Genomic DNA, 14,637 nt, shown 5'->3' with positions numbered 1-14,637 from the left:
TTTATGACGTAATCAATATCAGAGTAAAGTCAAAGCATGTTCCAAAGGGTACCAAAGTACCCTTTCTCTACACCCGACATGTGAATCGCACGAACATGATTTACCGCTGTTGAAGTCAACTCAGCATCAAAATCAGAATGTTACTGATATGTAGAAATAAGGCCGTTATATTCGCCATATCCATTGGGAATATATTGATCAGCATTGGGATCATTCATCCACTGACCTCCCCCTAGCAGGTAGCGAAACTGATATTCACTATCTTTCGGGAGACGCGCTTTGTATTTGTATGTCGAAGATTTGGCGACTTTCTTCATCGGCTCCGGTTGCCAATCCAGAAAGTCCGCGACAATCGCAACATTGGATGCTGTCTCAGGGATGTCCAGTTCAAAAATGACTTCTACTTCATCTTTAGTTTTAAAAAAGCGCTTCCTAATCATCTGCAAACTCCGTTTATCATATAACCAGTTATCTTTGTTTTAGTCTGATCACTATCATTTGCTGATAAAAATGAGTACCGCCCTCTCATGTGAGCAAAAAACAACCAGACCAACCTATCATAAGAAATATCACACACATCTACAATCATAGATGAAGACCAAAACAAACACACTGTCATACAAATGATATGAAGCACTGATTTCGTGTTACTCAAGTTTCACTGTTCCATTAGTGCATATTATCTTGAGTCATCAACGTAACTTCAACGTAACACCAAGATACAATTACCTAACTTAATCGGAATTTACAGCACAAAAATAGTGAATAAATAGATAATATAGATGAATAGTGTTGCGGCAGTATCCGAAAACAGATATTCTTCGCGCCTTATCATCTGGGCTCTATCAAACATTTTAAGCCCGGACAGACGACTTACTTTTTTGAATATTTGCCGGTGTCAGGCATCGTGGACTCGCCTCAGAACAAGAGCGTTCACCATGCATAGATCACTGACATATCTGAGAATAACTATGCAAGACAATACAAAAGCGGTTGACGTTGCGCAGCCTTCAGAATCCAGAAGCGATTTCTGGCGCTTTCTGCTTCCATCATTAGCAGGGATTTTCCTGTTCATGGCTCCGCTACGTTATCAAGGTGATTTAACTATCCCCGTTGCGATTCTTGCTGCGACATTGCGCGATTTCCTAGACGAATATATTGTCACGATCATTACGCTAATCATCGCGGGTATGGCAGGGTTATCGCTGCTTTACCGCTGCTATCAACCCACTGTCATTCGTCGGCAGCCGTTTTTAGTGCAACTCTTATCCCCATCGCTGCTTTGGCTGACTGTCCGGGTCATCGGTGGTGCCGCGGCACTCTCCAGTTTATATCACTGGGGCCCGGCGATGATTTGGGAAAAGAATACCGGTGGTATGGTATTGGAAAGCCTGCTGCCAACACTATTTTCTGTGTTTATTTTTGCGGGATTACTGCTGCCTTTATTACTCAATTTCGGCTTGCTGGAGTTATTCGGCACTCTCCTGAGTAAAGTCATGCGACCAATCTTCAATTTACCGGGACGCAGCGCGATCGACTGTATGGCATCTTGGTTGGGAGACGGCAGTGTCGGCATTTTATTGACCAGCAAACAGTACGAAGAGAAGTTTTATACGCAACGAGAAGCAGCGGTTGTCGGTACAACCTTCTCTGCGGTATCGATTACGTTTAGTCTGGTGGTTATCGCTCAGGTCAAGCTAGAACACCTGTTTTTACCATTCTATGGCACGATCTGTCTCGCCGGTCTTGCCGCAGCCATTGTTTTGCCGAGAATTCCCCCTTTAAGCCTGAAAAAAGACCTGTATGTCGATGGCAGCCAGCCCGACCGTGCTGCGGATGCGATTCCTGACGGACATCATTCATTTTCCTGGGGAATGAAGTTGGCAATACAACGGGCACAACAGGTGAACTCAGGTCGCGCCATCGTGGCCGAGGGGCTCCGTAATGCCGCAGATATGGTTTTTGGCGTGCTACCAGTGGTGATGGGATTAGGTACGCTTGCGCTTATCGTGGCAGAACATACCTCGGTGTTTGCGACGTTAGGTCAACCCTTCATCCCGTTTTTACAATGGCTCGGTGTGCCTGAAGCGGTACAGGCATCGGAAACCATCGTTGTCGGCTTTGCCGATATGTTTATCCCGGCAATTCTGGCTTCAGGGATTGATAATGAAATGACTCGTTTTATTATCGCAGCCATGTCGGTCACCCAGCTCATCTATATGTCAGAAGTCGGTGCCTTGCTACTGGGCAGTCGTATTCCGGTCAATATTATCGAACTGTTTATTATCTTTATTCTGCGTACCCTGATCACGCTGCCGGTCATCACGGGTATCGCTCATCTGATATTTTAGTCACACTCAGGGCACTTTCGACACGTGCCCTGAGTGAGTCCGCGTCAGCATACGGCGTATGAGCATACCAATTGTAGGCATCTGTAACCTGATATAAAAAAGCCCCTTCAATGAAGGGGCAAAGTTTACCATCGCTTATTATTATATGAATTATTTCATTCGCGCTGAAGGTTCAATCCGAACCTTCAGTATGGATTTTTACGGCCCCGGTTAACCATTAACCAAAATCACCGTTCACGTAACCACGGGTGCGGTCATCTTTCGGCTCGCTGAAAATCACCTGAGTATCGTTATGTTCAACCAGTTCTCCCATCAGGAAAAAAGCGGTCCGGTCAGAGATACGACGAGCTTGTTGCATTGAGTGAGTCACAATCACGATGGTGTAGTTTTTCTTCAGCTCTTCCATCAATTCTTCGATTTTGTGCGTTGCGATCGGATCCAATGCAGAAGTCGGTTCATCCATCAGAATGACGTCCGGCTCCATCGCAATCGTCCGTGCAATACACAGACGCTGTTGCTGACCGCCAGACAAACCAAACGCGTGAGACTTGAGACGATCTTTTACTTCATCCCACAGTGCTGCGCTGCGTAGTGAACGTTCAACCACTTCATCAATATGTTTTTTATCACGGATACCTTGCGCACGTAGTCCGTAAGCGACATTTTCATAAATGCTCATCGGGAATGGATTGGGCTTCTGGAATACCATGCCGACTTTAATGCGTAGGTCGGACACATCGATATTGCCGTAAATATCTTCACCGTCCATCTCAAGCTTCCCGGTGATTCTTACCCCTTCGATCAGGTCATTCATCCGGTTCAGACAACGTAACAATGTTGATTTGCCACATCCGGACGGACCGATCAAAGCAGTCACCTGACGCATTGGAATCGGGAGGTTAATCGATTTTAATGCCTGATTATCACCGTAATATAAATCTAAATTTTCAATCGCAAATTTATTCATTGTCTTTCATCTCAAAAAATTCTTTATGACCTGTAACCAAGTTGGCTATTTTAATAAGTTGCCGTATTGAATCGCTTAGCAATCAGCTTGGTGACCATATTAATCAGCAGTACCACCACGATCAGAACGGTTGCAGTACCATAAGCCTGATTCCACTCTTCCACAGTAAACAGCTCGGTAGTTAACTTATACAGGTGAACCGTCAGTGTCCGTCCTGAGTCAAACAGAGAGTCCGGAATCCGGGCAACCATCCCGGCCGTCAAAAACACCGGTGCAGACTCACCGATAACCCGACCGATACTCAGGATGACCGATGCCAGAATTCCCGGGATCGCACTGGGTAAAATCAGACGCCAAATCGTATAGATCTTGGATGCACCGAGACCGTATGACCCTTCACGGTAGGTTTGCGGAACCGCCATCAGAGCTTCTTCAGTGGTCCGGATAATCACCGGCAGGATCAGAATACTCAAGGTGAGTGCGCCCGACAGAATGGAGAATCCAAATCCGAGAATGGCCACAAAGAATGTCATACCGAACAGACCGAAAATAATTGACGGAATCCCGGCCAGCGACTCGGTACAGAAGCGAATCACTTTTACCAGTCGGCTACCGACTTTGGCATATTCCGTCAAATAGATAGCCGTCATAATCCCCATCGGTGCCGCGACGGCAATGGAGGCAATAACCATGTACAAGGTTGCAACAATCATTGGGAAAATCCCATGCTCATCACCGGTACGGGTATAATTGTCGGTGATGAAATCCCAATCGACATGCTGGATACCGTTGGAAAGGATGTACCAAATAATCCAGAATAAGAACCCGACAGTAAACGCAGCAGATAACCAGATAAACGCTCTGAGGATGTTATCTTTCAGCACTCGGGACTGCTTTAATTTTACGCGATTCATAACTTACTTTGCCTTCTCTCTATTCAGGTATAACAGGGCAGCATTGAGCATCATGATAAAGACCAGCAATACAACACCTGTCGCATAAAGGGCATTTGCGTGAATACCACTGGCATAGGACATCTCAATGGCAATATTCGCAGTCAATGTCCGGGCGGAATCAAGGATACCCTGAGGCATCGCAGGAGCATTCCCCATCACCATGATAATGGCCATGGTTTCACCCAGAGCACGACCAATCCCCAAAATTACTGCGGTCATAATCCCTGAACGAGCAGCCGGAACAAGCAGTTTAAAAATCGTAAATATATTTGATGCGCCAAGCGCCAGAGAGCCTTCTTTATAGGCAGCAGGCACGGCACGAATCGATGTTTCAGAAACCGTAATCACAGTCGGCAGAATCATCACACCCAGCACAATCATCCCTGCCAGAATTGTGTTACCGGCCGGGACATCAAAGATCTGTTGAATCAGTGGGACAATAATGATCAATCCGAAGAAACCATAAACGACGGACGGAATCCCCGCTAACAGTTCAACTGCCGGACGAATGATATTCGCCAGACGTTTCGGTGCAATTTCAGCAATGAATATCGCGGTTAATAACCCGATTGGAACCCCAATCATAACCGCACCGAAGGTAGAAACGACCGATGCAACGATCATTGTCGCAACACCGTATAAGGCAGGTGGTAACCAGTCTTCACCGAGGACGATCCCCAGTACACCGGCTTCTTCAAACGCAGGAATACTTTCCCTAACAATAAAATAAGCAATGATAAAAAGTGAAACAATACCAATGGTCGCACTGGTCAGAAACAGGCCGTGAAAAATCCTTTCCTTCCAATCAATACGCTTGCCAATCCGTAGTTTACGGGGTGAAGAAACAGAGCTTTGAGCGGAGCTATCGTTCATAAACTTGTCGCTATTTGTTGTTGCGATGGTCATAATCTTCTTCTCACTTATCGGACAAATCCGCGTGAATAGAAAAGGCTCAGCCAATGCTGGCTGAGCAATATATCAAATAAGAGCCAAACTTAGTGGATAGAAATGTAGCCTTTCTGGTCTACGATTTTCTGAGCGTCTTTCGTCAGCATCCAGTCTAGGAATTTCTTCGTTGCAGCAGAAGGTTTGCCTTCGTGATAAAGAACCAAGAACGGACGTGCAACTTTATAAGAACCATTTTTCACGTTAGTGACGTTTGCAGCAACACCGTCGATAGACAGAGGATGAACTGTTGAGTCAACTGAACCAAGTGAAATATAACCAATTGCGTATGGGTTTGATGCAACCATGGTTTTCAGACCACCGTTACCATTCGCAACTTGCGCACGTTGAGAGATAGCAGATACTTTTTTACCGCCAATCTTTTTCTTCAGTTCCATGATTTCTTCGAATGCACCACGGGTACCAGATGCAGTATCACGTGTGATTGCAACGATTGGTTTGTCGTTACCACCAACATCTTTCCAGTTTGTGATTTCACCACGGTAAATTGCAGAAACCTGTTCAGAAGTCAGACCTTTCAGATGGTTTTTCGGGTTTACTACAACTGCGATACCGTCACGAGCAATCACTTCTTCAACCAATGTTGGTTCTTTTTCAGAAGCCTTCAGATTACGAGAAGACATACCGATATCTGCACTACCATTTTTTGCAGCTTTGATACCAGCAGAAGAACCCGGGCCTTGAACTTCAATGAAAACATTTGAGTGATTTTTCATGTAAGTCTCACCAAATACTTCCATCAATGGTGTCACACTACTAGAGCCCACTGCTGAAATCGTTTCCTTCGCTGAAGCAACGTTCACTGATAATGCACTGATAAGAGCAACTGCACCGATAACTGTTTTTTTCATCACTATATCCTTAAGTGGCTTGATTGCCGTTTGTGTTTTGTCTCAACGAGGGTCACTTTAGGACGGAAATATGACAATTGTGTTTCAATCAGTTGAAGCATGTATGACAAATGATGAAATTATTTATGTGATAACGCTTCCAACTGCGTTTCAACCTCACTGACTGAAAACTTATATAAGACAATGCGATAAACCATTACATCTACAATTACTCACTATTCAACATATTGATTAATATGAGTAATTACATCTGTAACACGTCTATTTGACGTTGAATTATTTAGATGACGGGCTAGAATCGACAACTTAGTCAATTATTAGAGGTAAAAATATGCGCCAGATCATCAGTCGATGCTCTATCAAGGTCCAAGTGATTATTCCGGGCCTGATAGCTCTGGTCCTATTAACAACAGGAGTCCTATTTGCGACCAACCATCTCAGTCGGGCCTTTAATGGCGTATCCACTTCAACAACACGTATCATTCAGAACAAGGATAATCTGACTGCAATCATCGACAATATCTATGCCATGCGGATCCGTGCTATCTATAGTATTTTCCAACCCAACGATGCACAAACGTTGACTGCAACGCTACGTGAAAAGCAGCAAGTGAATGCACAGATGCTGAATCAGTTAAGTCAGCTACCGGCGATCAAAAACGAAGCTCAGGCACTTCATCAAGCAATGGATGAATATGTCCGTTATTCCATCGAAGTCATGCTGCCACTGATGAACGAAAAACATAGTCTCCAGCAACCTCGTGCTGATTTTGAACAGCGTTACCGCCGAGCCGCTGAAAACTACCGTACCGCCGGACGCAACATGGTGAAAGCCGTTCAGACATTATCAGAACAGATGAACCGTGCTGCGTTACAAGACATTGATATTCTCGCTCAAGAACACCATTCAATCCTTACTTATTCGATTTTCGGACTGCTGATTGTTTTAGTGATTATTGCTATTTTTGCTTGGGTATTGGCGGGGATCATTGTCAAGCCGATTCATCAGTTACAGGCTGCGATGCGGCAAATTGCTCAAGGCGATTTGACGGTAAACGTCACAGCCGAGGGAAATAATGAACTGTCTTCGCTTACTCAAGATGTCAACACCACCGTTATACAGTTAAAACAAACCACTTATACACTGACATCCATCAGTGCCGATGTGGCATCAGCAGCGACAGAACTCGCAACCGTCATGACGCAATCCCAAGTCAATTTTGATCAGGAGAAAGCGGATCTTGAACAAGTTGCATCGGCAGTTTCTCAATTAGAGATGACCGCCAACGATGTGACAAACCACGCCCAAGAAGCCGATGTTGCTACGCATCAAGCCAGCGAACGCGCGAGAAAAAGTCTGGATATATTCGAACAGACCGGTCGTCTCAGCACGCAAATGGCCGGACAAATCGGAGATGCCGCCCAAGTCGTTGCGTCACTGAAGGCGCAGTCCGAACAAATCGGCACAGTGATCGAAGTGATCGAAAATATTTCCGAACAAACCAATCTGTTGGCACTCAACGCTGCAATTGAAGCAGCTCGGGCCGGAGAAAGCGGACGCGGTTTCTCGGTTGTTGCCGATGAAGTTCGTCTGTTGGCAGCCAGAACGCAAGAGTCCACCAAGGAGATTCAAGAAATTATTGAAACCCTCCAACAACAGTCCGGGCTCGCAAATGACAGTATGACGACCAGTCTGGGAATGTTGGATAAGAACCAAGCGATGGCTCAAGAAGTTCAGACGTCACTCAATGACATCGTCGAATCGATTACTCATTTGGAAGCCGTCAATAGTCAGGTTGCGTCTTCTTCTGAAGAACAGCGCTCAGTAACCGCTGACATTAGCCAAAATATTAATAATATCTACCAACTGGTCACGCAGAATGTAACGGGTGTGATTCAGTCAGCAGAGGCCAGTCAGGAACTCTCATCGCTTGCGGAGCAACAGTCTCAACAACTCAGTTACTTTAAACTGAGCTGAGCGATGGTCATGCCTCCGGCGGTTTGACCCAAGAGGCATGACGCTGAGCACCATACGATTGAGTACCGTGCTGTTGAGTACCATTCTGATATCGAAAACTGATATCAAAAAAAATGCCGTGGCATTTTCTGCCACGGCATTCATTGTTAGAAAATCAATCAAATCACTCAGGTGTTATCATCTGGCACGGCCGGTTTTTTACGCGGAATAAAGACCGCATCACCCACCGGTGTATTCTGATAAAAACTTTTATCCCGCTGCGATGCCTGTTTCTGATCCGACGGTTTTGCTTTGCGAACCGGAGTTTTCTTCTTCGTCGATTGACGCGGAATAACTTTCTTCGGTGTAATCCCTTTAAACTTGCCTTTTAAATCGTCAAAGACCGAAAATTCGATGGTCTGTGCCAAAAACGCTTCAACTCGTTTGAAACTGTCCCAATCTTTCGGCCCCACCAGCGAAATAGCATCACCTTTACTCCCAGCCCGACCGGTACGACCAATTCGGTGCACATACTCCTCGGTATGCTTTGGCATATCAAAGTTGATCACATGGGTCACGGTACTGATATCCAAGCCCCGGGAAGCAACATCCGTTGTCACCAGAATCTTGAACACACCCCGTTCAAACTGACTCATGATGGTATTACGTTGGGTCTGATTCAGCTCACCACTTAAGGCCACAGCCTTTAAATTGCGCTGATTCATTTTTGTCGTCAATCGTTCAGTATCCGCACGGGTTGCCGTGAAGATAATGATCTGACGGTAAGATTCAGACTCAAGCACACGATCAAGAATCGCCTCTTTATGATCAAGGTGATCACACAGATAAAAACGCTGACGAATATCTTGGTGCTGTTCATTCGAGAGACCAACAGCGATGCGTTTCGGTTGATTCAGCATTTCCATCGCGATATCGTTGACTTCAGCATGGTCAAGTGTGGCAGAAAACATCAGCGTCTGACGCCGACGATGTTTGGCAGCGCAGTGAATTCGTCGCAATTGAGGAGCGAACCCTAAATCGAGCATTCTGTCCGCTTCATCCAGAATTAAGGTTTCCAGGCCTTCCAGAAACAGGGAACGGTGATCCAAGTGATCGGCCAAACGCCCCGGTGTTGCCACGATGAATCGCGGATGACGCCGCAACGCTTTCACTTGATCATTGAAGTTTTCACCACCGACGATCAACGCCACATCGTACAACAGTCCACCCAGCATGGTACGCAGCTCCCCGTATACCTGCTTTGCCAGTTCACGCGTTGGTGCCAGAATCAGTCCTCGCGGATCTTTAGCAGAAAATGCTTTGCTCTTTAATGACTTGTGCAACATAGGGAGTACAAAGGCAAGCGTCTTGCCTGAACCGGTTTGCGATGACGCCAATAAATCCTTTCCGGCAATCGTCAGAGGAATCGCCTTCTGTTGTATTTCCGTTGCTTGCTTGAAATCGTAATGGTTGACATTCTTAAGTAAACGATTATCTAAGCCTAAATCTTTAAACTGCAAAGGAGTCTCCAATTATTTGTGACTAAATCAATGTCTATCCCCAATAAACAGGGGGGGACTGAATGAAACGCGCTATCATAACGCAATTCCCCGAAGGTGAATAGAAAAAGACATCTGCGGTTGCGGGTAAAAATCAGCGGAGTCGAGATAATTTTCTCATAAGTTTTTCATATTTCTTATTTTCCTCTGACTTTTCATTGTCTGTTTCAGTGCTACAATCATAAAACATACTGCTTGTTGCCGTCGTATCGTCAAAATGATGGAAAGCAAGTGACTTTGATCCGAAGGAACAATCAAGGAGTTCATAATGAACAAAGTATTTTTGGCAGTAGCAGCGTCAGGTGTTGTCTTTCTTTCCGGGTGTGCCTCTAGCACAGATAGTGCAACTACGGCAAAAATGGATGAGCTGAGCAACCAAGTCAGCAAATTAAGTGACCAAGTCGCTTCCCTAAAAAGCAGTCAGATGATGCTTAGCGATAAAATCGATCAGACTTCAGACTCTGTCAATGCGGTACGGGAAGAAGCACAAAGAGCGAATGAACGTATCGATCATATTGCCCAGTCTTACACTAAATAACCCCCCTCTTTTCGATATCAATTCAGGGCAACATCAGTTGCCCTGAATTTTATCAGCGGCTGTACTTTCGAGGGCTCTGTCTCTCCTTCGCACCCACAGAAATCCTCTCACTGAGCTGAATTGCCTCAGTTGGCTACTGCGCTTTGACAACCTCAATCGGTATCCCATTTTTACTGACCAATGCCGCTTTGGCTTTCTGATCGGAATGGTGAAACTCCGCCATCCACCAAACCAATTCCTGCGGCAAAGCCAGCGCTTTCTTACTACCGTTACTGCGTGTCAGAGGTTCATGAGCCTCGACAAACACCGAGCGATCCGGTTCAAGGGATACTTTGACCGGTTCATCAATAACCCGAACTTTCTCTCCCACATTCACATGGTGGAATAACCAATCGATGTCCTTCGGATTCATCCGAATGCAACCGGCACTCACCCGCAGCCCGATGCCGAAGTCTTTATTCGTCCCATGGATCAGGTAATCACCGGCTCCGTAAGCCAGCCGCAATGCAAATAAACCCAGCGGGTTTTCGGGCCCCGCAGGGATGATCGCTGGCAACTCGACTCCTTTCTTACGATACTCAGCCCGGATTGACTGAGGAGGTGTCCAAGTCGGGTTGGGACGTTTCTGGCTAATTTTGGTTTCCATTTCCGGTGTATCGCGTCCGATTCGGCCAATGCCGACAGGGAAGATATGAACCAGACGCTTTTTGGGTTCAAAATAATAAAGTCTTAGCTCCGCCAGATTCACCACAATCCCTTGCCAAGGGACATCCGGTAAAATGGTTCGCGCCGGAATCGTCATCACGTGCCCGACTTGCGGTAAAAACGGATCGACACCGGGGTTTGCTTCCATCATGTTCAAAAAACCCACATTGTAAGCATCCGCGATGTTCGCGACCGTTTCGCCCTTTTGTACCTCATGATAAACAATGTTGCCGACAATACGACTTCCCTGAGGAGGGAAAGGATAGGTTTTGGCCTGAATCGGTAGACTCAGACAACACATCACAAATGCCAACAGCAGATTACGAATCATGGCAGCAGTTATCCTTTGCTGTTTGATAAAGGGACAAGGTTAGCTTTCTTTCGACCTGATGATCAACGATTGGCTGAGGATATGACATATAATTCACAGATAGATCACGCCAAGGCTCTTGAATCCATTTGTTTGATACCGGCTCAAGCTCCGGCACCCACTTGCGCACAAACTCACCATCCGGATCAAATTTTTTCCCTTGAGAGACCGGATTAAAAATCCGAAAATAAGGCTGACCGTCGCATCCCGTCGATGCAGACCACTGCCATCCGCCGTTATTGGCGGCAAAATCACCGTCAATCAACCGACTCATGAAATAACGCTCGCCTTCTCGCCAGTCAATGTGCAGATCTTTGGTCAAGAAACTCGCCACCACCATTCTCAGGCGATTGTGCATCCATCCGGTCTGGTTCAACTGTCTCATCGCGGCATCAACGATCGGATAACCAGTCATTCCCTGCTGCCAACGCGTCAGGGCTTCTGATGTATCATGCCAACGCAGTTGTTCCCCCCAAGGATGAAAACTTTTGCCTTGGCACAGTAAGGGGTGAAAAGCGATTAAATGCTGATAAAACTCTCGCCAGATCAGTTCATTTAACCAAGACTCGGCCCCTGCAGATAAACGGCCATGTTCTGACGTCTGATACAGCCTTGCCAGACACTGACGTACCGATAACGCCCCAATGGCCAGATACGGAGATAATTCACTGGTTGCGGTCAGTGCCGGGAAATCACGCTGTTGATGGTAAACATCGACCCGCTCTCGGCAAAAAGCCCGGAGTCGGTCACGAATCTCATGAGTTGTTACCGGCCATGCATGGCTGGACTCTCGCGGATAAGAAAAAGGCTCACAAACGTCATTCAGATCAACTGCATCATGTGATGGTACCTTTGACGATGGTACCTTTGCGGCCGATGAGGGCGCGACCACGGAAGGTATAGTGAACTGTGCTTGCCAAGCTTTGCGAAAGGGCGTAAAAACTTTAAAGAATTCCCCTTGCTTGGTTAAAACCTGCCCGGGTGAGAATAAACATTTATCATGAAATGCCTGATAAGCAATGCCATGCTGTTGTAAACACTGCTTGAGTTTTTGATCTCGCCGCTGCTCATTGAGTTCATATTCAATATTGACGAAAACCGCATTTGCCTGCAGTTGCCGGGCCAAATCCGCAACCGTCTCAACACTCTCAGCAAAATCATTCACTTCCCGATAGTATAAAGGCACATTCAATTGCCGAAGTTCATCACCAATCACCGGCAAACGCCGTGCAATCAAATCAGCCTGCATCGGTGCCATATCATGTTGCCGCCACTGTTCCGGTGTGGCAACAAAAATAGCACAAACCGGCTCTCCACTGCCGATTGCCTCATTCAGCGCCGTATGATCAACCGTTCTCAAATCACGTCTGAACCAAACCAGCTTCATGCTTACTCCCCTTATGATCCCTCAGTTTTTAATGATATCAATTAATTAGCGATATCATGCTTCGCTGTCGAATGGTTGTAACAGACCATCACAGGTCACGACCAGCGGTGTCTGTCCTCGCAATTCTTTTCCCTGTTGTCGCATCTGTTCAGGTAAATCAGCGTCCTGCTCTTGTGATTGCTGTAGCTGACGAATCACTTGCTGCTGTTTGCCCGTCAAGGCTCGATTAGAAAAAAAATCAATCCGCTGAAATGTCCCTTCGTTGGCGTGATCAAGCAGTCCGGACAGTTCCTCGACACCATCGAGTAATGCAGTAAAATATCCCTGTTCGGCAATCTGCAACGCATGCAGCCATGCCCAGATGCTGCCCACAGGATCAAGGCTGACACAGAGACATTTCCCCAGATGGCTGGCCCGGTTTGCTGTCGTGATCATCCAGGCAAACTGCCCTATCAGCATTGACTGAAACAACCCACGCTGAATCGATTGCCGGGAACTTTTCATCCGCAGCAGCGCCTCATCGACCGGAATCACAAATTGCTGTCTGACAATCTCCAGCGGATAGTTTTTCAATACCGCCACCATGACCGCTTCAGCTTTACCCCGATTCAACTGAGCCAATGCGGAAAGGAATGACTCACACTCTTCCAATCCCCCGGAACCGGAAGGCTCAAGATCCGACGTATTTGTCGCTTGAAGCAGTTGCGCGACATTACCAATCGAAATCCCTTTCGCCAGCCAACTCTGAATCTGCTGAATCTGCTGAATATCTTGTTCACTATATAATCGGTGCCCTTTTTCTGTTCTCCTCGGTTCGACCAAATGGTAGCGGCGCTGCCATGCTCTTAGCGTCACTGGTTTTACACCGGTGATCGCGGAGACTTCACGAATTGCATAACGTTTTTCTTTAGAGTCCATAACGTAACTTCAATGCTTGTGGGTAAGGATTTAGATAATGCTGTTGTGCCAAATAAGGATTCGGGTAAAGCGTCAGATAATGTTGAATCAGTGTGACCGGCACCAGTAATGGGACAAGTCCTTGACGATATTCGTGAATGATGCGTGTCAGCTCTGCTTTTTGATCCGGTTTGAGCTGCCGCTTGAAATATCCTTGGAAATGCATCAACACATTGGTGCTATTTTTTCGGCTGGCAGGTTTGGCTAATGCTTGCATCAGTGCCAACCGGTACTGTTCAAAAAATGCTGTCGGTGTTTTATCACCCATATGGGCAACCATTCTTCCGAGCGAGCGATAAGCATCCGGGCGATGAGCCATAAGCGTAAACTTATAGCGACTGTGAAACGCAACCAAATTGGCCGGTGTCGGGTCATTACCGACCGACTGATAGAGATCATGCAGACAAAAAACACGCAAAATAAAGTTCTCACGCAAGTTCGGGTCATTCAGGCGGCCATCTTCCTCAACCGGCAACCAAGGCATGGTCGCCATCAGCTTCTGTGTATATAAGCCGACCCCCTCTTTACGAACGCCCCCGTCATGATAAATCTTCACTTGCTTCATCCCGCAGGTCGGTGATTTAGCCGCAACCACATAACCACACAACGGTTGTTGAAACTGACCGATCTCCTGAAGCGCTCTGTCGGTAAACTTTGCCATTTGTTCGGTATAATCAACCGTGTCGTTTTTCGTTTCCACTAACCGAATCACACCATGCTTCTCATACTGACGGATGGTTGGTCTGGGAGTTGACATGCCAGCACCGACTTCAGGACAAATCGGAATAAACTCACAAAATGGTACCAGTTCACCCATCACAAAATGGCTTTTCTTATGCCCACCGTCAAAACGAACCTGTTGACCTGTCACACAACTACTCACACCAACTGGGATTTTCGTTTCCATCATTCCGTCCTCACCGTCATACAAATAGTTATACAAAAAATACACATGTATAACAATGATAGCAGATTGTACAAAAAAAAATCATGTATAATTAATTTTGTAATCCATTTAATTTTGTACCAGTCAAAATATCGATCAGAAATATTTCTCACCTTTTTAAAATCAT

13 protein-coding genes are annotated in these 14,637 nt (G+C 46.2%); 3 read left to right on the top strand and 10 right to left on the bottom strand.

What is annotated here, in order from left to right:
* Nucleotides 1-140: 140 nt before the first annotated feature.
* Complete coding sequence (locus tag VRK_RS15630) at nucleotides 141-440, bottom strand: isoamylase early set domain-containing protein (protein ID WP_059122223.1); 300 nt, start codon at nucleotides 438-440, stop codon at nucleotides 141-143.
* Between the two features lie 531 nt (nucleotides 441-971).
* Between VRK_RS15630 and VRK_RS15625 the strand changes: the two genes are divergently transcribed.
* Nucleotides 972-2,351, top strand: a complete 1,380-nt coding sequence (locus tag VRK_RS15625) for a YjiH family protein (RefSeq protein ID WP_059122222.1) — start codon at nucleotides 972-974, stop codon at nucleotides 2,349-2,351.
* A 217-nt stretch (nucleotides 2,352-2,568) separates the two neighbouring features.
* Here the strand turns inward: VRK_RS15625 and pstB are convergent, their stop codons facing one another.
* From pstB to VRK_RS15605, 4 genes are all read right to left on the bottom strand, one after another.
* Complete coding sequence (pstB, locus tag VRK_RS15620) at nucleotides 2,569-3,318, bottom strand: phosphate ABC transporter ATP-binding protein PstB (RefSeq protein ID WP_059122221.1); 750 nt, start codon at nucleotides 3,316-3,318, stop codon at nucleotides 2,569-2,571.
* Between the two features lie 50 nt (nucleotides 3,319-3,368).
* Nucleotides 3,369-4,232 carry a phosphate ABC transporter permease PstA gene (gene pstA, locus VRK_RS15615; protein WP_059122220.1) on the bottom strand — a complete coding sequence of 288 codons (864 nt, stop codon included), beginning with the start codon at nucleotides 4,230-4,232 and terminating at the stop codon, nucleotides 3,369-3,371.
* A gap of 3 nt (nucleotides 4,233-4,235) precedes the next feature.
* On the bottom strand, nucleotides 4,236-5,180 hold the full coding sequence (gene pstC, locus VRK_RS15610) for a phosphate ABC transporter permease subunit PstC (RefSeq protein WP_038180227.1): 945 nt from the start codon (nucleotides 5,178-5,180) through the stop codon (nucleotides 4,236-4,238).
* Nucleotides 5,181-5,269: 89 nt separating this feature from the next.
* On the bottom strand, nucleotides 5,270-6,091 hold the full coding sequence (locus tag VRK_RS15605) for a phosphate ABC transporter substrate-binding protein (RefSeq protein WP_059122219.1): 822 nt from the start codon (nucleotides 6,089-6,091) through the stop codon (nucleotides 5,270-5,272).
* A 331-nt stretch (nucleotides 6,092-6,422) separates the two neighbouring features.
* Here VRK_RS15605 and VRK_RS15600 point away from each other — a divergent pair, with 331 nt between their 5' ends.
* Nucleotides 6,423-8,069, top strand: coding sequence for a methyl-accepting chemotaxis protein (locus tag VRK_RS15600; RefSeq protein ID WP_059122218.1), 1,647 nt, complete (start codon nucleotides 6,423-6,425; stop codon nucleotides 8,067-8,069).
* Nucleotides 8,070-8,236: 167 nt separating this feature from the next.
* On the opposite strand, the gene VRK_RS15595 is transcribed toward VRK_RS15600, so the two are convergent.
* On the bottom strand, nucleotides 8,237-9,580 hold the full coding sequence (locus tag VRK_RS15595; RefSeq protein ID WP_059122217.1) for a DEAD/DEAH box helicase: 1,344 nt from the start codon (nucleotides 9,578-9,580) through the stop codon (nucleotides 8,237-8,239).
* A 295-nt stretch (nucleotides 9,581-9,875) separates the two neighbouring features.
* On the opposite strand from VRK_RS15595, the gene VRK_RS15590 reads away from it, so the two are divergent.
* The gene (locus tag VRK_RS15590) at nucleotides 9,876-10,145 is read left to right on the top strand and encodes an Lpp/OprI family alanine-zipper lipoprotein (RefSeq protein ID WP_059122216.1); all 270 of its coding nucleotides are present in this window, start codon (nucleotides 9,876-9,878) and stop codon (nucleotides 10,143-10,145) included.
* Between the two features lie 133 nt (nucleotides 10,146-10,278).
* On the opposite strand, the gene VRK_RS15585 is transcribed toward VRK_RS15590, so the two are convergent.
* From VRK_RS15585 to VRK_RS15570, 4 genes are read right to left on the bottom strand one after another with little or no spacing between them, the layout of a single operon-like run.
* Entirely contained in the window at nucleotides 10,279-11,181 is a 903-nt protein-coding gene (locus tag VRK_RS15585) for a L,D-transpeptidase family protein (RefSeq protein ID WP_059122215.1), read from the bottom strand.
* The gene (phrB, locus tag VRK_RS15580; RefSeq protein WP_059122214.1) at nucleotides 11,171-12,607 is read right to left on the bottom strand and encodes a deoxyribodipyrimidine photo-lyase; all 1,437 of its coding nucleotides are present in this window, start codon (nucleotides 12,605-12,607) and stop codon (nucleotides 11,171-11,173) included. Before phrB ends, VRK_RS15585 begins: the two co-directional genes overlap by 11 nt.
* Nucleotides 12,608-12,661: 54 nt before the next feature.
* Complete coding sequence (locus VRK_RS15575; RefSeq protein WP_082671413.1) at nucleotides 12,662-13,525, bottom strand: MerR family transcriptional regulator; 864 nt, start codon at nucleotides 13,523-13,525, stop codon at nucleotides 12,662-12,664.
* The gene (locus VRK_RS15570; protein WP_059122213.1) at nucleotides 13,515-14,474 is read right to left on the bottom strand and encodes a YbgA family protein; all 960 of its coding nucleotides are present in this window, start codon (nucleotides 14,472-14,474) and stop codon (nucleotides 13,515-13,517) included. Before VRK_RS15570 ends, VRK_RS15575 begins: the two co-directional genes overlap by 11 nt.
* Between the last annotated feature and the right edge of the window lie 163 nt (nucleotides 14,475-14,637).

Origin of the sequence: Vibrio sp. MEBiC08052 (genome assembly GCF_001506075.1) — a bacterium.
Lineage (GTDB): Bacteria > Pseudomonadota > Gammaproteobacteria > Enterobacterales > Vibrionaceae > Vibrio.
The sequence above is the reverse complement of the archived record's forward strand: the minus strand, read 5'-3'. Positions and strand labels throughout refer to the sequence as shown.